Below are 22,796 nucleotides of genomic sequence, written 5' to 3' on the forward strand. Positions count from 1 at the left end.
TTTTACAGCACAATTATTGTTAATTAATATTTGAACGGCAATAAAAACACGGCATTAAAAACAACATATTTGCCAACTAAACTGCGAGGTATGATCAAGTTTCTAACTATATGCTTCATCTCTTTATTTGTATTGCAAAATTGTGCTGCGCAAAAAAAGATACTATTGCTTAATGGCAAAGAGCGCACAGCGGCTACTTTTTCACTTGTTGGTGAAAATGCATTGTACAAAACTACCGATTCAACCAAAGCAAAAAAAGTAGATATGTATCGTGTTTTTTCGGTGATAGATACAGTGACTGGCATAGAACAAATTATCTATAATCCCGACACAACTGAAGGCGATTTAACCATAGAAGAAATGCGTGAGTTTGTAGAAGGAGAACAATTTGCCATAAGAACGTATAAAAGCAAGGGCAATAATATAGCAAGCGCAGCAGTTGGATTTTCAAGCGGCATACTAGCAATATACGGAGTGGTGCTGCCTCCGGTATATTCGTTAATTAGCGGCAGATTCGATCCAAAAATTCCTTACGACCATCCACAAGCACCTCTCCATATCAATAATGAATATTTTAAATATGGCTATCAGTACAAAGCACGAAAAATGAAAACCCAAAAATCGCTCATGTTGGGAGGTATTGGATTTGCAGTGGGTGTTACAACATTTGCAGTAATATTTTCTAACCTTAAATAATAAAATTAAAATGGATCGTAAATTAATTACCACCTCTACACATTTAGAAGGCTATAAGATTAATAAGCATTTAGGAGTAGTGCGCGGCATTACCGTGCGCTCGCGCAGCATATTTGGAAACATTGCAGGAGGTCTTCAATCATTGATAGGCGGGCAAATTTCTATTTACACCGAACTTTGCGAAAAAACTCGCGAAGAAGCTTTTGGTATGATGATTCAACATGCTGAGTCGGTTGGTGCAAACGCAATAATCAATATGCGCTACGATGCCAACGAAGTAATGAACGGTATAACCGAAGTGCTTTGTTATGGAACTGCCGTTGTAGTAGAATAAAGCAACGTGTACATGTTTGCAGCAAAACAACTACCTGCAATCATGCATGCTTTACTGGTATCAATTGCTGCCTTTTTTTTCTGTCTTGTGGTTGCACAATACAATCAGTTTGCCCCCAACTATGCCTATAGCTGCGCCCTTCTTATTTTTACTTTTATTATTTATTACCCCGTTAGTAAAAAAGCAGTTACGCAGTTGCTCCAACATTTTCCAACTGCAAAATGGTTGCTCTTAGGTGTTGCCATCTTTATAATTTCAATTGGCTATATAAATTATTCATGGCAGCTATCGCTTAGTATAGCAGTACCGCTTATTACCGGTTACTTCTACCTCAACCCCTCCAATAAATTTTATCTGAAAAAAACATGGTGGGCAAAGCCCTTTGCTATCGCTGCAACCTGGTGTATTTGCTGCATAGTTATTCCACAACAAATGGCAGACTTAACTATGCTTAGACAGCCTACGATGTTTTTGTTGCACATGGCAACGCTAATTTTCACACTTTCGATTGCGTATGATATTGTAGATATAGAAAAAGATACGCTGCTACATTATAAAACCTTTGCTACAAGGCTTGGAACCGCACCATCTACCAGGATAGCATTCGCCCTGTTAATGATAAACTTCCTTTTTGCTGCGATTGCATTTTATTCAACACCTCATCTTACGTTTGTTCTAATATATAATGCCGCCATTCCGGTGTTGGTGTACGTTGGCCTGGCTTGCCCTCCCCGCTTTTATGCTTTATTTGACCTTGTATTTGCTTCGTATTTGGTTGGCTTATTTTTTTCTATATAAAGAATATATCTTTGCTGCATGTTTAGCTATCATAATACAATGGAATTTGCGCAACAGATGGATGCGCAGGATAATTTAAAGGACTTTCGAAAACGGTTTATTATTCCACAACATAATGGAAGTACGGTAGTATATTTTTGTGGCAACTCGTTAGGATTGCAACCAGGCACAACCCGTGCATATATCAACCAGGAGTTAGACGACTGGGCTGCATTGGGCGTAGAAGGTCATTTTAGAGCAAAGTATGCATGGTTTCCATATCATAATTTTTTGCGCGAGAGCACTTCGCGATTGGTAGGTGCACTGCCGTCAGAAGTCGTGATAATGAATCAGCTTACGGTCAATTTGCATTTAATGCTTGTATCGTTTTATGTACCAACTGCTGAGCGGTACAAAATAATTATTGAAGCAAATGCATTTCCCTCTGATCGTTATGCAGTGCAGTCGCACGCGTTTTTGCATGGCTTCGAAAAAGATGACGCTATTATAGAACTTACTCCGCGCTCTGGAGAATATATATTACGTGCCGAAGATATTTTGAAAGCCATAGCCGAAAACGAGGAATCGCTTGCGTTGGTCATACTGGGAGGCGTAAATTATTATAGTGGACAATTATTTAATATGAAAGAAATTACCCTTGCGGCACACAAAGCAGGGGCATACTGTGGTTTCGATTTGGCACATGCTGCGGGCAATGTTATGCTCGACTTGCATAAGTGGAATGTAGACTTTGCGGTGTGGTGCAGTTATAAATATTTGAACAGCAGTCCAGGTGGAGTTGCGGGATGCTTTGTACATCAGCATCATGGTAGCAATTTCAACTTGCCACGATTGGCAGGGTGGTGGGGCAATAATCCTGATACGCGTTTCGAAATGCCTCATGATTTTATTCCTACTGAGGGTGCTGATGGATGGCAGTTGAGCAACGCTCCCATTATGGCCATGGCTTGCTTGCGTGCAAGTATGGATATCTATGAAGAAGCAACGATGCTGCGCCTCACGGCAAAAAGTAAATTACTTACCGGTTATCTTGAGTTTATTATTGATGATGTAATTCAAAAATTAAACCTCTCAAACAAGGTTTCCATCATTACACCCCGCGATGAGAATGAACGTGGTAGCCAGCTTTCGCTCATTATTAAAAAGAACGGTAAAAAGGTTTATCAATATCTGGCTGATAATGGTGTAATAGTTGACTGGCGCGAACCCGAAGTATTGCGCATGGCACCCGTGCCTTTGTACAACTCTTTTGAAGATGTTTATCGCCTTTGGTGTGCTTTTTGAAAAAGGATTATCAGGGTAACATTGTCTCCCTTTATTAATCCAAAAACCACATGCAATCCGGTAATAAGAACTTCCTGCTTGTTTTAAAATCTCTTATTACAATTTCGTGTATTGCGTTTCTGACATTGTGGATTCGCGATCATGTCAACATTTTTTATTTCCCAAAAAAATTCAATCTGATAATGGCATTGGCAGCAGTTGTATTGATGGCATTAAACTATTACATCGAATCAATAAAATGGCAAAAAGCTTTGCAACCATTATTTAGAATAAAAATCAGCACGGCTTTTAAAGGTATTTGTATCGGCATCGCTTCAAGTATGTTAATGCCTAATCGTAGTGGCGAATTTGCCGGACGTATGTTTGTTGTTCCATCGGCATGGCGTGTTCAGGCTGCTGTGCTCACTATCATCAGCAACATGACTCAATTATTAGCTACCATTCTTATAGGCGGTATCGGCATGTATTTCTGTTTCGAAAAAGTTGTTTTAAAAAATATTATACAAGCTAAAATTGCTCCCGGAATTATCGCAAGTGTTTTTTGGATAACGATAGCACTATTGATTTCGACCATTCTATTTTATTTAGTTTTTGTTTTTGCAAAAAAGAAAATTATTAAGTCGTGGAGAGAAGTACGTAAGATAAAAATAAATAAAAGTAAGGTTGGGTATTTGTTTCTGCTTTCAACTTTAAGATTTCTGGTTTTTACAATCCAATTTGTGTTATTGCTATTATCGTATGCAATGCCTTTACCCCTGCTTGAATTAGTATCAGCAAGTGCCGCAACTTTTTTTCTAATTACATCAATACCATCCTTTGCATTGGTAGAATTAGTAGCACGTGTAGGTATTACAAGCTTTGTTTTTAGCACCTTAGGTGGCGATGGAAATTCGGCTGCTGCTGCTGCGTTACTATTGTGGTTAATAAATGTGGCTTTGCCATCTATAGCCGGGCTTTTATTTATTTGGCGTATAAAAAGCGAAAGAGCCTGATGAATATCGTAATAGGTATATTGTCATTTGCCATATACTTGTATATGGTCATGATGATATTTTATATCATTAAAATATTTATTCGAAAAAGAATAAGCAACCACGCTTCACAAAATCCTGCCATATCCATCGTAGTGGCTATGCGCAATGAGGCAAGCCATATTAGTAACCTTATTAATGCTGTATGTAAACAAAAGTACAATGCTCCATTCGAAATAATAGTTGTAGATGATAACAGCACAGATGATAGTATTGCAAGGTCAAATGAGGCGCTGCAAAATAATCTCCCGACTAAATTTCAAATCTTGAAATTAAGCGATGTACAACAATCAGGAAAAAAACAAGCTGTTGCTTATGGCATATCGCATGCCACACACGAAGTAATAGTATGCACCGATGCAGACTGCCAAATGGGTGAATACTGGCTTCAAAGTATGGCACATTACTTTGTTGAATTTAAATGCAAGCTGCTTGCCGGCCCGGTATGTATAAATTCTGGAACACTCTTAGAAAAAATGCAAACGATAGAAATGGCCTCGCTACAAGGTCTTACTGCTGCCAGTATTTTTGCAGGTAAACCATTGATGTGTAACGGTGCAAACATGATGTTTGACAAAAAAAGATATCTATCGTTACAGCAAATATTTTTAGCAAATAAAAATCCCAGTGGCGATGATGTGCATCTGCTTTATGAAATAAGCAGGCAATTAGATGCTGTAGCTTATGCATTTGATAAAAGCGCTGTCGTCTATACATCGGGCGTCACTACTATTTCTGAACTGATTAATCAGCGTACCCGTTGGGCTGGGAAAATAAATTATACCGTACCGTTGCATGTGTACCTGCCCGGCATAAGTATATTTTGTGGTAATGTGGCCGTGCTTTTTTCGTTTGCATTATTACTAACACCTAACTGGAACAATGCAGTTTTAATTATTCTAATTAAGTTTGTAATAGATTGGCTGTTGTATATTGCCTCATCAAAATTTGCCGGCAAACTTAAGTTTGCCATATTTCCGTTTTGCTGCACATTTTTTGCTTACCCTTTTTATTCTGTGGCAATTGGAATAAATGTATTAAGAAAACAATATACCTGGAAAGGGCGTGTTATAAATTTAAGAAATCAAAAATGAATCATTTAAAAAAAATACTCTTTATTATCGTGGTTTTCCTTGCAGGAAATCCTATACGGGCACAATACAACAAAGCCGCCAATAGCCGCAACGGAAAAACATTACCTTGTCATGGCACCTTGCGCATACTGGTAATTTATGCAGAAATGGAATATGACGTAAACCCTGATAAAGATCCATGCAAAATTACCGGCTTCGAAAACTGGCGAGCACATCAATTGCCTAAGTGGAAAGATGAGTTGCTAAGTCATGATACCACCGATTTAAAAAAAGGAAAGCTGACAAATTTTTTTGCCGAGTCATCATTTAACGATTACAAGGTGCTTGGCGATTACTATCCCAAAGTTATCACCATAAAAGAAAGCGAAGTAAAAAATGCGGCCGATGGTGCTTACCATGTTACAAAAATTATTGAGAAAATAAATGCTGACAGCAGTTTTACTACCATGCATGGTAATACCATTGAAGACTTCGACCTTGTTACTCTAACCGACCCTGGCATGCCTAAAATATCTCCAAGTACTGATAAGCCAATAAAAATAGACCATGTTATGTTCATATTGCGCAATCTGGTAAATTTACCTGATGGCAATGGGCGTGCAGTGCCCGGCAATTGCGGTAATATAGCAGGTTGTGCCGCGAGCAGTTTTTCAACTTTTGGTGCGCACAATGGAATGCCATTTGGCATTGCCAAACATGAGTATGTACATTTATTTTTTGGTGACAATAATTTTCACAGTGGTGGTGGTGGAGAAAAATTCGGTAATGGAACCTATCAGATGGGAATTCAACATATGTGGTCGGTAATAAGCAGTGCATTTGCATCGCTGATGACGTGTAATGCCTGGGACCGTCACCGCCTGGGATGGAAAGCACCAGGCAAAGAAAATTATATCTCTTGCCTTAGCGAACAAAAGACCGAAGTAAACACCGATTTTAAAGCAAGTGAAAACAGTGAAGGAACCTACTTGCTTCGAGACTTTGTTAATACAGGTGATGCTATACGTTTGCAACTTCCTTATATACCTGGCAATCAGTATGCGCAATATCTGTGGATAGAAAATCATCAGGCTACCCAAAAAAATGGTAGCCTGTTCGATAAATTTCAATTTGAAGAAGATGGCTGCCGTGAGCGCGCCAAACCGGGGCTCTATATGTATTTGCAAATAGACAAAGACCAATTGGAAGGCGGAAACTTATATGGAGGATTTGCCGAATACCTGCGCCCATTGCCTGCCCGTGGCAGCTATGACTACCTTATAGATACCAACAAGGTGCAAAACAATTGCATTAATGATGTTTACTACAAACCATTTACTATTGAACAAGACTATTCGAATCCACTTACAGGAACACATCAACTTGAAGACCCCATACTTAACCTAAACATGGATGCCTCCATTAATGTGCCCGACCTGGTATATGCCAATGTGCAAAAGCAAGGTGACACCATTATTCGCAATCTTCCCAATTTTGGCAGTGCTACTGTTCCCTTCAATTATTATACAAAAACCAAAATTGGAATAGGCACTAATCCATCTACTGCGCCAACATATACAGCTACCGTTAGCGATTTTGGAGCTAACCGTAGGCAACAACTACACACTGCCTACTTAAATGGCATATCCATCGACATGCTTAAACAGGAAATGGATGGTAGCATAAAAATAAAAATACGCAACCACGACTATACCATAGAAAATGATGTACGATGGTGTGCCGATACGATTATGTTTCCGGTGGATGCTAATGAACAAAACCCCGTAATACTTGCTGCCGGCAAGAGCATGCAAATTACGCGTGGGCTTACGCCCACGCGCGCGATAAAACCCGATACTGTGAATGGACAATTCGTATTTACATCGGCTTCGGTGGCCATTATACCGGCAGGTGGCAAGTTTGTGCTGCAAGAGAATGCCAACCTACTACTTGACAAAAAATCTAAACTCATACTAATGCCCGGAAGCCAACTTGTGCTTGAAAAAGGTGCAAGTCTAAAAACCAAAGAAGATGCTCAACTGATTATTCAGGATGCGACTGTTGTACTAAAACAAAAGGCAACTATTACTATTAAAGGGCGTCAAAATTTGACATTGCAAGGCAATGGCAAAATAAATTCGACTAGTAAGAAACAAGTAAAGATTAAGTGATGGTTGGTTAAATGAAACTGATACCTTACTAATATTTAGTTGAAATCACGGATTAAGTTTCGAAATCGTTTCGATTTTTCTTCTTCGTGCAATTTCGATACGCACATCATTTTGTAATATCAGTTCTTCCTTTTGCACCGATTTTATAAATGCCCTATTCACCAGGAATGAACGGTGAGGCCTAATAAAATCGGGCTGATCGCGCAATAACTCCTCATACTCCTTTAATGGTTTAGATACAATAATGCGTTTGTCATTTATCATATAGAACATTGTATAACTTCCATCGGCTTTGCAATACATGATATCTCCCGGTTTAATAAACAATAGCCCTTCGCTGGTATGCAAGGTGATCTTAAAATTCTTTTCGGTGGTTTGTTTTACGTTTTCTAATAGTCCATTTATAAATTGCTGACGATGTTGCAGGGTATCCTGACGAGCCAAATAACGATCGACAGCTGCTTTTAGTTCATCCACATCAATGGGCTTAAGAAGATAGTCGAGTGCACTGTATCTGATTGCCTTAATGGAATAGTGTTGATAGGCGGTAGTAAAAATCACTTCAAATGTTTTGTGTTCAATCATATTGAGCAAATCAAAACCTGTGTTTACAGGCATTTCAACATCTAAAAACAAAAGATCGGGTTGGTGTTGCTCAATTAATGCCTTGGCCTCCAGAGCACTCAAAGCAATATAGGTTTGCTTTACTGCCGGCACATGCAGTTGCAACATGCGCTGAAGGTTTAATGCAGGCATTTCCTCATCATCCGTTATTACTGCAATTAGTTTCTTCCCCATAAAGGTTAATGGACAATTTTTTTATTTGCGTCCAAAATTACATATAACATCTTGCCTGCCATGTATAATTGCTAAACGGCACGTTTTGTTTATTAAGTGGCATAATCTATTTAATGCTTCTCGTTACTTTTGACCGCTTATGGAGATGCAACTTAAAAAGCATGATTACAAATACCTGCTCGAAGTGGAGCAATCCATTAACTATTTTACTTCACGCATGCTTGATGGGAGCACGGTGGATGATGTTCTCTGGGGCGTGGCTAAAGATTGCATAAGCAGGCTCGCTTTTGAGGATTGTGTAATCTATCTGCTTGATAAAAACAAAAACGTATTGATTCAAAAAGCAGCCTTTGGTCCCAAAAGTCCCGAACATTACGAAATTCTGAATCCGATAGAAATTCCAATTGGTAAAGGTATTGTAGGTACGGTAGCAGCCACCGGCATGCCCGAAATTATTCATGATACCCGTAAAGATGTGCGTTACATACAGGATGATGAAATGCGCCTTTCAGAAATTGCCGTTCCAATAAAACTTAACGATGAGACGATTGGTGTAATTGACTGCGAGCATAGTAAACAGGGCTTTTTTGACGAAAAGCATTTATACATACTAACAACTATAGCCTCGCTGTCTGCAATACGAATTAATAGAGTGATAACTGAAGCCGATGCACAAGAGAGCAGATTGCAACTAGAAGCTGCCAAAACTCGTATTGCCGAAATTAAGATGCTGTCGTTGCAGTCGCAAATGAATCCACATTTTATTTTCAATTGCTTGTCGGTGTTGCAATACCTCATTAATGAGGGCAATACGTTAAAAGCAAATGAGGTTGTTATAAAACTTTCGCGACTAATGCGCAATGTGATGAATGTAGCGCATAAAGAAACGGTTACCTTGCACGAAGACCTTGCTATAACTGCAGAGTACATTAATCTGGAACAAGTTAGGCAGAATAATTTTTTTACTTATAAAATTGCTGTAGCACCTTCTATTGACAGTGACTACACACAGATACCACCCATGCTGTTACACCCAATTATTAATAATATTTTGTGGCAAGGCTTTATGACTCGAAAAGCAGATAGCAAACTCGATATATCCATCAAAGAAAGTAATGGCCTATTGAAAGTTGTTTTTGAAGACAACGGAGATGCACGAAATATTTTTTACACCACCGAAACCGAAAAGCAGAGCAGCGAACTTACCGGAATAAACCTTGTGCTTGAGCGTCTTCAACTTCTTGCAGAAAAATATGATGACCCGCGCATTGGGCTTCACAGCGAAGAAATAATGAATACAAAATTCAACTTTCGTACGGTTTTGTCGTTACCGTTGTTGTAATTTTTCAAACTTGATATAAAAAAAAGCCGGAACTAGAAATTATCCTTCGAGCTGTTGCTTTACTATTTCAAGACCCTGCAAAAAAGTATTGTGGCTGGTAACCTAACTCTGTTATTGCTTTATCAATAATAAAACCGGTAACAAGTGGTCGGGCCGCTGGCTGTTGTAACATTTGAGTGGTTACAGGTTTCATTAGATTGCCATCGAGTCCAAAAAAATTGCACACGTGTTGGCAAGCATCCCAAATGCTCATCATTTCTCTACCGCTTATATGATATATACCATTTGCATTGCGAATGGCGCATTGCATGCAAGCTTCGGCAAGGTCTTCGGCAAGCGTTGGCATCCGGTATTGATCGGTTATTACTTTTATTTCCTTTCCCTGCTCGAGTGAGTTTTTTACCCACAGTACAATATTGCTGCGCTGCCCGTCATCCACCACCCCATAGATGATGATGGTACGTATAATGGCATAGTTAACAAGCGAATTAATGATAATCTGTTCGCCCTCCCACTTTGTTTTTGCATAGTGGCTAAGTGGGTTGGGCCTATCAGTTTCTGTATAGGGTCCTGCTGTTCCATCAAAAACAAAATCAGTGCTTAGGTGAATAAAATGTGTTTGATATTTTTTGCATGCTTCGGCAAGATACTGCACCGCAGTAACATTTAATAAGGTTGCTTCCTCCTTATTGACTTCGCAGGCATCTACATTGGTTGCTGCAGCTGTATTTATAAGTATGTGTGGCTTATAAGTTTCGAAAAGTTTATTAATATCATCTTCGTTGGTAATGTCGAGTGGCGCATAAGTATAGCCGGCTTTAAGGGTGGTGCGATTAGCACCACGGGCAGTAGCTATTAAGTTAATTTCCGGTTTGGAAACTGCATTATAAATTATTTTTTGTCCCAATAGGCCATTGCTGCCTGTAAGTAAAATAGTGCGCATTGTCTACATTTAATTGAACAGCAAATTACATAAAACTTTTTCGTTTTAGAGTAAACTATAACTCACAAAATCAGATGGAGGCATTTACTTCATTGTGCATAGGAAACTCAATACGCACAAGTGTACCATGGGCGGAAGGAGAACGTGATAAATCAACAATCTCGCATTTGATGGGTTCGGGATAGGCTTTATTAAGCGATTCGATACGTTCGAAAGTAACAGCTAGTCCAACCGAACGATGTGCTGAAGGCGAAATCCGCTCCTTTGTAAAATTTATGCCCTCGCCATTATCCCTGATTTCAACCAAAATGTAATTGTGGTCTTCCTTTAAAAAGTTTATCTCTAACAACCCATCACCCTGCTTGGCCGACAGGCCATGTATAATAGCATTTTCAACAAATGGTTGTATGATCATTGGTGGTATCATCACTTTAGAGGTAATGATATCAGAATCTACCTTTACGTTTACCGTGAACCTGTTAGAAAAACGAATAGATTCCATTGCAATGTAATTATTAAGCATTTCTAACTCATCCTGCATGGAGACAAATTCAGATCGGCTATGGTTTAAAATCTGCCTGATTAATCTGGCAAACTGCGCTAAGTATCTATTTGCTTCTTCTTTTTGATTGCTCAGTACAAAAGCCTGAATACTATTTAACGAATTAAAAATAAAATGAGGATTAATCTGCGAGCGCAGTGCCTTCAGTTCTGATTCGGTAATTTTTTGCATTAGGCGTGCTTGTGCGCGTATTCCATTTATTCTTCGCCTGTATAAAACGTATACGGTAACCATTACTAAAAAAGTGGCAAGGGTGATAAACCACCACGTGCGCCAAAAAGGTGGCTTAATCTCAAAACTGAATGTGGTTGGTATGGGATTCCACCGGCCGGTATTACTTCGGCTTCGCAATTTGAAAGTGTACTTGCCTGCCGGTAAATTGGTAAACGAAGCATTGTTGGTATTGTCTACCTCCGACCATTTGTTTTGCAACCCTTCCAGCATGTAGGAGTATTTTACTTTAAACGGATTGGAATAATCGATACCAATAAACTCAAACGAAATATTATTATGCTTATAGTCTAATATCGCATTTCGTGGTATTAAGGTATCGTGATAATTGACCTTTATGTTTACAACATGAGTGTAGTTTTGCTGCAGCTTGTTTATTTCAGGTTGGGGCACATAGCGCACCAACCCGTTTACGGTACCAAACCACATGGTGTCGGCATCTTTATATATCCCATACGAATTAGACTCAAGAGGCGAAAATCCTTCTTCGGATGCATAGTAGGTTATATCAATTTCATTATTGGCATAAAATGCCTGGAGATTTATTTTATTTAATCCCTGATTGGTACCCACCCATAATTCATCATCATATACAGCCATGGTATACACAAAGTCGCTGTTGAGTCCATTGCGTTCATCAAATCGAAAAATTCGATTTTGATACATCATCACCACACCTTCAAAAGTAGCCAGTAAGATGGCTCCCCTTTTGTCTTCGGCAATAGCAAGTACGGTTTTTTCTTTCAATTCAAATTTGTCTGACATCTCATGCCATTCATCTTTTTCAAAACAATACACGCCCATATTAGGAAACCCTCCTGCCCACAATCGCCTTTGTTTGTCTTCGAATAAATACCAAACATCAAAATCGGAGGCAGCTTTAAAAGTAAAAGAGGAAGTATCGTTACCACGGATGCGTGTTATTTTTTTATTTCCCCCTACCCACAGTGTTTTATCGTGGGCAAGCAAGATGGCGGTAACACTGTCGTTGCCCAATTTTAATTCTGTACCTGAAATAAAAGAAGTTGCACCACCTCGAATAATATTTAGCCCTTGATCGGTACCACAGTATAGGTTAGTTCCATCAATAAATAGCGCATTCACCATGTCGCCCTTAAATTCAGGATGCTCGTATCGCTCTATATCGGTTCCATCGTGCTTGTTTAAGCCATCAAGTGTACCTATCCATAAATTTCCATTGGTATCTTTTGAAATTGGAAAAACACTGCTGTTAGAAAGCCCCTGCTTTTCATTAATAATCTGAAACAAACTACCTCGATGTCTGTACATTCCATAATAAGTACCTACCCACAATACATCTGAATTGTCTACATACAAACTTACAATTTGGTTGCTGTTGGTATATAAATCTACTTCTTCTATCATTAGCTCTCCGTTCTGATAGCTTAGTAGTCCTTTTATGGTTCCAATCCATAAAGTGCCGTTCTTTTGCAAAACCAATCGCTTAATATTGGTGATTGACTCAATAAGTTCAAAGTTTTGTGGCGAAACAAAATCGAGGGCGGTAAACAAGCCATTAATGGTAGCAAGGTAAATCCGGTTTTGATATATACCTATATCATTTACCTTTCCTTGCATGAGAATTGAAATTTTTATGTTGGTAATTCCCCCATCCTTGAATGAATAGGTCAGTTGAAAAAGACCTTCATCGGCACATATATAAATCTGGTTATTCTTACATTGGTAAAAATTATTGATGGTAAGGTGTTTTAAGTTTTCTATGCTGTAAAACTTTTCATTGAAAAAGTACCCGGCATCTTTGGCCGCTTCTACCCAAAGCACATTATTGCTGTCGCAATAAAGTTTGGTTATGTTGTTAAAGGGTAATTTATAAATAGAAAATATACCATCATTAAGCTTGTTTAATTTTTCAGGGGTGGCAATCCAAAGGTTGCCACGGCTATCACCCACAATATCTTTTACATAATAATCTGACAGCCCTTGCTGATGCCCGAATTTAGTAACCGAGCGTCCGTCTAACTTATTGAGGCCACCATAACCTCCACTCCAAATAAATCCTTGTTTATCCTGGTAAATGGCATTTACAATCAAAAAACTCATACCATCCTTGGCTGAGTAATGATGAAAATTGCCTTGCTGAGCATTAAGTACCGTAACCTGCAACGAAATACAGGTCATAATCAAAATTGCGCTTATCTTAAGCATAATCCTTTGAATTCAAACGCTGTATAATTAGCTTTAATTTTTGATATTACGGAAGAGAATTCATTCTGGCTTAAAAAATTATTGAAATATGACAGAACGGCTATGGTAAGAAATAAAAAAGCCTCCTTTGCAGGAGGCAAATCAAATAAATATGATTTAGGTTTGTGGAACCAAATTGGAGTAAATCACCCTTAAAACTTGGATACGAATTGCTGGAGAAACCGGGAGAAGTATTGTTTAAGTAAGAGGTAGATTTAGCTTGCAAATATATGAGCAAAATCAGAATGGCAAAACTATTTTTTACCTTCCTTTGGCACGATTTATGATTCCTGCTTGGACGTGTAAATTTTACACAAAGATTCTCATAAGTATTAAGATTTAAGGGTTAGTAATGGTTCAGTCCCGCTTGTTTCCAAAACAACGGGACTGCTTTTTTTTGAATAAATAGAAAGAAAATTTAGCGACTATGCAGAAAATCAACCTGTAATTTTACTTTTGCCAATTCATTAATAAAAGCTATTCTATTCAAAACCAATGTATGAGTAAAATATTAAAATATAAACTTAGGTTATTATTAATATTTTAGCTTCGAATATTGGGCTACGCTAAAAGGATAAACAATTATGCAAAATAATCAGGCTACTGCAATGCCCCGACCCGGAGGGCACCTTATTGAACAAAAAGATATTAAGAAAACGATCAGTTTGTTTATAAAAAACTGGTACGTTTTTGCCCTGTTAATAGCTATGGGAATTGGGTTTGCCGTGCTATTTTTATACAAATCGACCAAATATTATGGCGCTACCACAACCATTTTATTAAAGAAACAAGACAATGCTCTTGAAAATGCTTTTAAAGGTACAATCAAAAACGAATCAGAAAAAATAGAGTCGGCCAATGAGATACTTTTGCTGTCATCGCGCAGGCTGATTGGCGATGCCATTAAGAAACTGAATCTGGAAGTAAGCTATTATATTGAAGGTCGTATAAAGACAGTAGAAGTTTATAATGGAACACCGTTTATAATAGAAGGCAGATTAATAGATCCTACACTTTACAACAAGCCATTTAATATACAAGTAAACTCAAACAATACTTGCCGCATATGGCTAAGCGAAGAACATGGAGAATTTAATAAATCGGTAAGTTTTGGTCAGGCAGTGCAATCACCACGTTTTTCATTTTCAGTAATTGGAAATGATGAGATACTAAAAGGAAACAATTCCCTTAATAATGTCAAATACAAATTTGTTTTTAACGAAAAGCAGGATTTAATATCGCGTTACCGGAAGGCGTTAAAATTTACACAAGAAAAAGATGCTTCGGCAATAATTGCCGAAGTAGAAGATGTGGTGCAAGACCGAGCTGTAGACTTCCTAAAAGGACTGACCGAAATTTACATTGAAAATTCCATTTCGGCCAAGAAGGAAGTAAACGAAAAAACGGTAGACTATCTTGAAGATGAGTTAAAGATTGTTACAAGCAACTTAGGGCAGGTGTCGATTATGGCAGCGCAACAAAAATCGTCAACCGGAATAATTACCGAAGGAGTAGCGGATGCAAAATTGCAACAGCAAATGCAGTTGCAAAGCGAATTGAGCAGAAAACAAGTTGAATACGAAAACATTGAGCGCCTAAACGAGCTATTGAATAATGAGGGTGAAGACGTAAGTGCTATTTCGTCTATCTTGATGACACAAAATAACGTTGGTCTATCAAGCACACTTAATGAATTGCAGCAAAAAATTCAGCTAAAACAGACCTATGATTTGCAGTACACGGCTGCAAGTCCGCAAGTAAAAGAAGTAGAGCGACAAATAGGAAACCTAAAAGCTCAAATGATAACCAATGTAATTACAATAAGACGCTCATTGGTTACACAGATAAATTCTTTGAAGTCGCAAATTGCCAGTTTGGGAGGAGCCATATCAAACATTCCTGAAGCAGAGCGTACCATTCAAAACATAACCCGCAATCAGGCTTTAACAGAAAGGATGTACACCTTCCTGATGGAAACACGCACGCAAACTCTTATGGCCAAAGCAGCTATCATCCCCGACCGTATTATTCTGGAACCCGCTATAGCACAGGGCTTGATACGACCTATCCCAATGAAAGTTTTTGTTTCCGGTATCGGAATTGGAATTGCTTTATCGTTGTTGACTATATTTTTCCGCAGCATTTATTATAATTATGTAACCTCTCGCGATGATATTAAAGAGTTATCATCCTTACCAATATTAGGTGTTATAGCAAAAACCAAAGAAGCCGAAAAAGAGTATATGCTGGTTGACAAGCATCCGCAGTCAATTGCTAGCGAAGCCTTTAGGGTAATACGTAGCAACCTCAATCATTATGGGCCTAAAGAAGGTTGCAAGATTGCCATGTTTACTAGTACCGTTGCGAGTGAAGGAAAAACTTTTTGTGCGGTAAATACCGGCACCATCCTAGCCAAATCTAAAAAGAAAGTAATCTTACTCGACCTTGACTTGCACAAGCCTAAGCAAGCCAATGCTTTCAATATGCAGAATGATACCGGTGTTACAACTTTCTTGTCGGGTAAAGCAAATTTGAAAAGTGTGATAAAAGAAAGCTCAGTACCTAACCTTGATGTAATGCTTTCTGGCCCACGCGTTCCAAATGCATCCGAACTTCTGCTTGATCCTGCATTGGATATGATGATTAATCAACTCAAGCAACAATACGATTATATCTTGTTTGATACCGCTCCTGTTGGGCTTATAAGTGATGCACTTGAGCTAATGAAGTATGCTGACCTTACCTTGTTTGTAATGAAAGCAAATTACAGTAAAAAAGATTTTATTGAGGTTGCACATCACGTAGCAGAAAAGAAAGATTCGAAAGGTTTTGGAATCATTTTAAATGCCGTAAGCCAAAAAAATATTACTGCCGGTTATGGTGGCGGTTATTATAAATAAGCTATCGCTTCAAGAGACCCAATACAGAAAAATGGCTCTGCCTTGTTTTAACAGCGGTTGGAGCTATTAATAAAAACATATTATAGCTTTTAAGAGATAACTCAATTTATGAAACCTCTTTGATAAAAGTTTTGTTTGTTATTAAATCACGATACCACAACTTGCTTTTGTCTGCTTGCACATGAATGCTGCTAATACTAACGGTGTGTTTCATTCCATCTCTAAAAACTAAATTGCGGGCTTGGTGCCCATCACCGGCAAACAAATGAAAATCGGTAATGCGATCATATGTTTCATGGGTTTGTTGTTGTAGCCATTCATTAAACCATTTTTCTCGCAAGTCAATAACCGGTTGAGGGTATAACATTACAGATGACCAAATTTTTGGTTCACTGCTGTTAAACTCGCGCTGATGCATTTGTTGTCCATCCCATCTTAGTTCAGTTAAAGCAATTTTATTCCCCACTTGCTCAACTACTATGAGTGTAAAAGGTTCAATATCATTAAACCGATAATTATGGATAAATTTAGCTGTGTTGTTGTGTTCAAAAAAATCAAGCAACATAATACCGCGACTCAATCGATAAGGTGGCATATGTTTATGTGGCTCAAAAGCACCATTGAGCAAACATAGAGTAAAGGCTCCTCTATTATGAGCAATCCAACTGCCATGGGCATGCGTATCTTTTGGAAAATAAACTTCAGAACCATGAATTTCATATTTGGCAAATGGCAAGGCCGGTTTGCGAGCAACGTGTTCATCGCGATTGCTTGTAAGCAAGTACGAGTCAGCATCTATAGGTAAGTAGGTAACGGTACACATATGCTAAGTAAAAATGCAATCAATTTTATGTTATAAGAAAAGAAAATGATTTGGTCATTTTTTCGGGGGCAAAATTACACAATCATTATTTAAAGGCACAATCACTGCGATAGCAAATTCAATTTCAAGGCGACAAGGTTCCTCCGTTACATGAGCTAACGAATGCTTTTTATAAAAGACATACACCCTATCTATGGTTTGCAATAAATAGCTAACATTTTCCTTTCATCAACAATGCCGCCTGCTAAGCTTAGCATTGAAAATAGGGCTCGCAAACTAAATTTTCAAAATCATAATCATCACATTAAAATATTTTATTTACTTAGTGCCACTAACAATCTATCCTTTATGCCGATCATAAATTCGTTGTTATCGTGGCTCATTAAAAAGAGAATTCATCAAATAGAATTATTCTTAAAATACCCGCACAATGTGCAGGAAGAATGGCTGCGTAAACTTCTGAATACCGCTCGCAGCACAGAGTTTGGACGCGAATACGAATTCGCAAGCATCAAAACACATGCCCAATTAAAAGAGCGCATTCCGGTACAAACCTATGAATCGCTCAAGCCCTATATAAAAAGATTGATGGAGGGCGAGCAAAACTTGCTATGGCCATCAGAAACTAAATGGTTTGCAAAATCATCAGGCACCACCAGCGACAAAAGCAAGTTTATACCAGTAACTCAGGAGTGTATGGAGGAGTGTCACTTTAAAGGCGGCAAAGATTTATTGGCCATATACTTTTCCAATAATCCAGAGTCGCAGTTGTTTAATGGCAAACTGCTTTCCTTGGGAGGATCGCATCAACTAAATTCGTTTAGCAACGAAAGCTTTTATGGCGACCTCAGTGCTATCATTATGCAAAATCTTCCATTGTGGTTTCAACTATTCCGCACTCCCGATTTATCAATTGCCTTAATGGATGAATGGGAAACTAAAATTCAAAAATTGCCGAAACAACCATCAATGAAAATGTTACAAACATAAGTGGAGTACCCTCCTGGACTTTGGTACTATTACACCACATACTTGATATGACCGGAAAGTCTAATATATGCGAAGTATGGCCTAATCTGGAATTATTTGTTCATGGTGCTGTAAACTTCGAACCGTATAAGGATCAATTTCTAAAATTGATACCTTCCCGAAAAATGAATTACCTCGAAACCTATAATGCATCTGAAGGTTTTTTTGGAATTCAAGATTCGATGCATAGCACCGAATTATTGCTGATGTTGGATTATGGAATATTTTACGAATTTATTCCCGAAGAAAATTTATCATATAATTACGATAAAGCTATTGGCCTATCTGAAGTACAAACCGGTATTAATTATGCCATGCTTATAACTACCAATAGCGGCTTGTGGCGCTATATGATTGGCGATACCATCACGTTTACAAGTATTAGTCCATATCGAATAAAAGTTACCGGACGCACCTCGCACTTTATAAATGCCTTTGGCGAGGAGGTTATTGTTGATAATGCCGAAAAAGCAATAGCACATGCTTGTACACGCACCAATTCAACCTTAATTGATTACACGGCTGCCCCCATTTATTTTAACGATACTGAAAATGGTGCACACGAATGGCTGGTAGAGTTTGAACATGCGCCCGATGATATCCATTACTTTGCACATGTATTAGACGAAAAGCTTAAAGAATTGAATTCGGATTACGAAGCCAAACGATATCACAGCAAACTACTACGCAAGCCCATTGTAAGACAATTACCTGCTGGTACATTTCTCGAATGGCTTAAGAGTAAAGACAAAGTTGGTGGTCAGCATAAGGTGCCACGCCTTAGCAACAATAGACGATTGGTTGAAGAAATATTGAGCATGATTCCTGCATGAGTTCAGGTTGCTTGTTATCCCTTCATGCGTAAAATCAAATTTCACTTTTAAATAAACTGTTAAATTTTCCTCCTTATTAGATTCGTAATTTATTTTATCGTAATATTGCGATATAATTAATAAGGCTATAAAATGGGATTTGCCAAAACAGATGAATTCACCGTTAGAGATAACAACATTGCACGGATAGCAAAAGCACTTGCACATCCTGCACGGATAGCTATTATCAGGCTGCTTTTAGAAAATAAATCGTGCATGTGTGGCAACATCGTGGAGGTGCTGCCACTATCGCAAAGCACAGTATCGCAGCATTTGAAAGAATTGAAAGATGCAGACATTATTACCGGAGACATAACCGGCACCAAGGTTTGCTATTGTATTAATCCGAAAATGTGGAAACAAACTGGTGAACTCTTTCGCCTCTTCTTTTCAACAAAAGTAAAAGGAAAAAATTGTTGCTAAAAAAATGGAATTAAACTCACCATCGTATATATACGATAGTATAAATCTAAAATAAAATGAATACAGACCAGGAATTAAAAGAAATTGTAAAACAAAAGTACAGCGAAATTGCTTCACAGAATAAAGAAGAAAATCAAACTTCGTGCTGTGGCTCGGGTATTTGTACTGACGAAGTGTATAACATTATGACCGATGATTACAGTGAACTTAAAGGTTATAATGCAGATGCTGACCTTGGCCTTGGATGCGGGCTGCCTACTCAATTTGCAAAAATTAATAAGGGTGATACAGTGGTAGATCTGGGCAGCGGTGCCGGTAACGATTGCTTTGTTGCGCGTGCTCAAGCCGGAGAAACCGGTAAAGTAATAGGTATTGATTTTACACCGGCTATGATTGAAAAGGCTCGGGCTAATGCTGACAAATTAGACTATAACAATGTCGAGTTCAGGCAAGGCGATATTGAAAAAATGCCCCTTACTTCGAACGTGGCTGATGTGGTAGTAAGCAACTGTGTGCTCAATCTGGTACCTAATAAAAAGAATGTTTTCGGTGAAATACACCGTGTTCTTAAACCCGGGGGCCACTTTAGTATTTCAGATGTAGTGCTAATGGGTGAGTTGCCGAGTCAATTGCAAAAGAGTGCCGAAATGTATGCAGGATGCGTATCGGGTGCCATCCAAAAAAATGATTACCTACAACTGATAAAAGAAGCCGGCTTTGTTAACATACTATTGCAAAAGGAAAAGCCAATAATCGTACCTGATGATATTCTTAAAAACTATCTTTGCGTTGACCAAATTGAAAAATACCATGGAGGTGAGTTCGGTATTTATAGCATCACCGTTTATGCTGAAAAACCAAACGACAAAACCTGCTGCGGACCTGACTGCTGCAATTAGTTTTAGTTAGCACTATGACCATTGCTCTGTTTTCTGATATACACGCCAACTTACCGGCACTAGATGCTATGTTTGACGATATGCAAAAACATCAGATTGATAGTATGTATTGCCTGGGCGATCTGGTTGGTTACAATTGTTGGCCCAATGAAGTTATTGAATTAATCCGCAGTAAAAATATTGCAACCATTGCCGGCAATTATGATTATGGCATTGGTCGTACGAGTGACGATTGCGGTTGCGCCTATAAAACAGAAGAAGAAAAAGCCAATGGAAAAATTTCCATTGCTTATACGAACAAAGCAGTATCCCGTTCCTCAAGGCAGTATTTACGATGTTTGCCCATGCAAATACAAATTGAGTTACACCTTGCTACTAAAATCAATTTGCTATTGGTACATGGAAGTCCGCGAAAAATAAATGAATATTTATTTGAAGATCGCGATGAAAAAAGCATGTTGCGCATTATGCAACATGCACAGGCCGATATCATGTGCTTTGGGCATACCCATAAACCGTATCACAAAGTACTGATTGACGAATCAGGAAAAAAGTTTTATCATGCAATAAACACCGGCTCGGTTGGGAAGCCAAAGGATGGTAACCCTAAGGGCTGTTATGTATTGATTTCCTTTAATGAAAACTCAGGTACCCAAGATGCAAGCAGTGTTGATGTAAAATTTGAACGCTTCAACTATGATACAGAACGAGCCGCTGCGGCCATTGAAAACTCAGAATTACCAAACACCTATGCCATCTCACTAAGAACAGGTTTTTAATTATGATAAAAAAATTAGTAGCCGAAGCGCTAGGCACCTTTGGGATTGTTTTTTGCGGAACAGGAGCTATCATTATTAATCAGCATACGAATGGAGCCATTGGTCATGCAGGTATTGCCATCACCTTTGGTTTCATTGTTACGGTTATGATATACGTTTTTGGAAACATATCAGGGGCACATTTAAATCCGGCAGTTAGCATTGCACTGTCGGCCATAAAACTTTTTCCAGTAAACCACCTTGCAGGATATGTAACTGCTCAATGCATAGGTGCATTATGTGCGAGTGCACTGTTAAAATTTTTGTTTCCGCTAAATGAACTATTGGGCAGCACCACGCCTGCAGGTAGCTTGATGCAGTCTTTGGTTTTCGAATTTATACTTACATTTATATTAATGTTGAGTATACTATTTGTTGCCAAGGGCGAGTTTTCGAAAATAGCAGGCATCGTTATAGGAATGGTAATATTACTTGAGGCCATGTTTGCAGGGCCTGTAAGTGGTGCTTCTATGAATCCGGCACGTAGCCTTGCCCCTGCGCTGCTTAGTATGCATATGAGTACCTTATGGATTTACTTGCTTGCACCAATTACCGGAGCCATTGGTGCTGCGTTTTTATGGCGATGGCTTACAGCAAACAGGAATTAGCCAATAGCTGCGCAAAGCTTCTCAAAAATGTTATCGATAGTTCCAATACCATCAATGGCTTTGAATTTTCCCTGTTTACTATAATACTCCTTGAGCGGTGCTGTTTTTGCATTGTACTCACGAATACGTTGTTCAATAATGGCAGGGTCCTGATCATCGGCACGTCCCGAATCTTTGCCACGCAACAAAAGTCTCTTTTTTAATTCCTCCTCCTCTACTTCAAGTGCCAACATCATAGTGATGGACGTATTTTTTGACTCTAAAAAATTATCCAAGGCTTTGGCTTGTGCCGCAGTGCGAGGGAATCCATCAAATATAAATCCCTGTGGGTCAACATGTTTATCAACTTCGGATTCGAGCATACGTATGGTTACTTCATCGGGTACTAAATCGCCTTTGTCCATATAGCTTTTGGCAAGCAAACCCAACTCGGTTCCACCCTTTATATTGGCTCTGAAAATATCACCGGTACTGAGGTGTACCAAATTATACTCTGCAATTAATTTATCGCTTTGTGTTCCCTTGCCCGCACCCGGAGGGCCAAATAATACTATATTAAGCATGCTCATACGATTTTAAAATGGAGCGCAAAAGTAATGAGTTTATTGTTCGATAAAAGCTCAACACCTTGAAAAATAATTAATTTAATGGCAATCAACGTTCTCTGTCAGCTTTCAATGACTATCTGGTGCAAATAGCATTTTATTCCATTAATATCTTATACGGGCTTTTACCAATGATTTGCTACCTATCAACACAACTTGTGTAAACCTTAGCAGGGCAGCTAAGCCCGGATGTTAGAATCAACTCTGCGGTTTGATTTACATTGTGCCGCCCGGCCCAAATAATATTGTCATCAAGACTGTGGTATCTATTTTATTTCTATTAATTGAATCGTTACGGTAAGTATATACGTTGGCTTAGTTCTTTACATT

General features: G+C 38.5%; 17 protein-coding genes and 2 pseudogenes. 14 read left to right on the top strand and 5 right to left on the bottom strand.

From position 1 onward, the window contains the following. The first annotated feature begins 90 nt into the window (after nt 1-90). Genes IPO27_15145 through IPO27_15175 form a run of 7 tightly spaced genes read left to right on the top strand, consistent with a single transcriptional unit; the run spans nt 91 to nt 7,387 of the window. A complete protein-coding gene (locus IPO27_15145; protein ID MBK8847799.1) occupies nt 91-696 on the top strand; it encodes a hypothetical protein in 606 nt (201 codons plus the stop codon). Nucleotides 697-706: 10 nt separating this feature from the next. Beyond that, nucleotides 707-1,030, top strand: a complete 324-nt coding sequence (locus IPO27_15150; GenBank protein MBK8847800.1) for a YbjQ family protein — start codon at nt 707-709, stop codon at nt 1,028-1,030. Between the two features lie 12 nt (nt 1,031-1,042). Further along, a complete protein-coding gene (locus tag IPO27_15155; GenBank protein MBK8847801.1) occupies nt 1,043-1,828 on the top strand; it encodes a hypothetical protein in 786 nt (261 codons plus the stop codon). An 18-nt stretch (nt 1,829-1,846) separates the two neighbouring features. Then, nucleotides 1,847-3,112, top strand: a complete 1,266-nt coding sequence (gene kynU / locus IPO27_15160) for a kynureninase (GenBank protein ID MBK8847802.1) — start codon at nt 1,847-1,849, stop codon at nt 3,110-3,112. Between the two features lie 50 nt (nt 3,113-3,162). Continuing rightward, complete coding sequence (locus IPO27_15165; protein MBK8847803.1) at nt 3,163-4,104, top strand: flippase-like domain-containing protein; 942 nt, start codon at nt 3,163-3,165, stop codon at nt 4,102-4,104. Beyond that, nucleotides 4,104-5,237, top strand: a complete 1,134-nt coding sequence (locus IPO27_15170; protein ID MBK8847804.1) for a glycosyltransferase — start codon at nt 4,104-4,106, stop codon at nt 5,235-5,237. Before IPO27_15165 ends, IPO27_15170 begins: the two co-directional genes overlap by 1 nt. After that, nucleotides 5,234-7,387, top strand: a complete 2,154-nt coding sequence (locus IPO27_15175) for a hypothetical protein (protein ID MBK8847805.1) — start codon at nt 5,234-5,236, stop codon at nt 7,385-7,387. The genes IPO27_15170 and IPO27_15175 overlap by 4 nt, the downstream gene beginning before the upstream one ends. Nucleotides 7,388-7,432: 45 nt before the next feature. Here the strand turns inward: IPO27_15175 and IPO27_15180 are convergent, their stop codons facing one another. After that, nucleotides 7,433-8,185, bottom strand: a complete 753-nt coding sequence (locus tag IPO27_15180) for a response regulator transcription factor (GenBank protein ID MBK8847806.1) — start codon at nt 8,183-8,185, stop codon at nt 7,433-7,435. A gap of 139 nt (nt 8,186-8,324) precedes the next feature. Between IPO27_15180 and IPO27_15185 the strand changes: the two genes are divergently transcribed. After that, nucleotides 8,325-9,527 carry a histidine kinase gene (locus tag IPO27_15185; GenBank protein MBK8847807.1) on the top strand — a complete coding sequence of 401 codons (1,203 nt, stop codon included), beginning with the start codon at nt 8,325-8,327 and terminating at the stop codon, nt 9,525-9,527. 39 nt (nt 9,528-9,566) lie between these two features. On the opposite strand, the pseudogene IPO27_15190 reads toward IPO27_15185, so the two are convergent. Beyond that, a pseudogene (locus IPO27_15190) lies at nt 9,567-10,470 on the bottom strand (SDR family oxidoreductase). A gap of 70 nt (nt 10,471-10,540) precedes the next feature. Continuing rightward, nucleotides 10,541-13,423, bottom strand: coding sequence for a histidine kinase (locus IPO27_15195; protein ID MBK8847808.1), 2,883 nt, complete (start codon nt 13,421-13,423; stop codon nt 10,541-10,543). A gap of 650 nt (nt 13,424-14,073) precedes the next feature. On the opposite strand from IPO27_15195, the gene IPO27_15200 reads away from it, so the two are divergent. After that, complete coding sequence (locus IPO27_15200; protein ID MBK8847809.1) at nt 14,074-16,389, top strand: polysaccharide biosynthesis tyrosine autokinase; 2,316 nt, start codon at nt 14,074-14,076, stop codon at nt 16,387-16,389. Between the two features lie 106 nt (nt 16,390-16,495). Here the strand turns inward: IPO27_15200 and IPO27_15205 are convergent, their stop codons facing one another. Continuing rightward, nucleotides 16,496-17,212 carry an NRDE family protein gene (locus tag IPO27_15205; GenBank protein MBK8847810.1) on the bottom strand — a complete coding sequence of 239 codons (717 nt, stop codon included), beginning with the start codon at nt 17,210-17,212 and terminating at the stop codon, nt 16,496-16,498. Nucleotides 17,213-17,560: 348 nt separating this feature from the next. Here IPO27_15205 and IPO27_15210 point away from each other — a divergent pair. The 5 genes and pseudogenes from IPO27_15210 (at nt 17,561) to IPO27_15230 (ending at nt 21,861) form a co-directional block, all read left to right on the top strand. Beyond that, a pseudogene (locus IPO27_15210) lies at nt 17,561-19,074 on the top strand (GH3 auxin-responsive promoter family protein). 132 nt (nt 19,075-19,206) lie between these two features. Beyond that, nucleotides 19,207-19,536, top strand: coding sequence for a winged helix-turn-helix transcriptional regulator (locus IPO27_15215; protein MBK8847811.1), 330 nt, complete (start codon nt 19,207-19,209; stop codon nt 19,534-19,536). Between the two features lie 56 nt (nt 19,537-19,592). Then, on the top strand, nt 19,593-20,435 hold the full coding sequence (locus IPO27_15220; protein ID MBK8847812.1) for an arsenite methyltransferase: 843 nt from the start codon (nt 19,593-19,595) through the stop codon (nt 20,433-20,435). A gap of 14 nt (nt 20,436-20,449) precedes the next feature. After that, nucleotides 20,450-21,214, top strand: coding sequence for a metallophosphoesterase family protein (locus IPO27_15225; protein MBK8847813.1), 765 nt, complete (start codon nt 20,450-20,452; stop codon nt 21,212-21,214). A gap of 2 nt (nt 21,215-21,216) precedes the next feature. Beyond that, on the top strand, nt 21,217-21,861 hold the full coding sequence (locus IPO27_15230; GenBank protein MBK8847814.1) for an aquaporin: 645 nt from the start codon (nt 21,217-21,219) through the stop codon (nt 21,859-21,861). Here the strand turns inward: IPO27_15230 and IPO27_15235 are convergent. Further along, nucleotides 21,858-22,424, bottom strand: a complete 567-nt coding sequence (locus IPO27_15235; GenBank protein MBK8847815.1) for an adenylate kinase — start codon at nt 22,422-22,424, stop codon at nt 21,858-21,860. The two genes, IPO27_15230 and IPO27_15235, sit on opposite strands and share 4 nt — an antisense overlap. Between the last annotated feature and the right edge of the window lie 372 nt (nt 22,425-22,796).

It is taken from the genome of Bacteroidota bacterium, from assembly GCA_016714535.1.
Taxonomy (GTDB): Bacteria; Bacteroidota; Bacteroidia; order AKYH767-A; family OLB10; genus JADKFV01.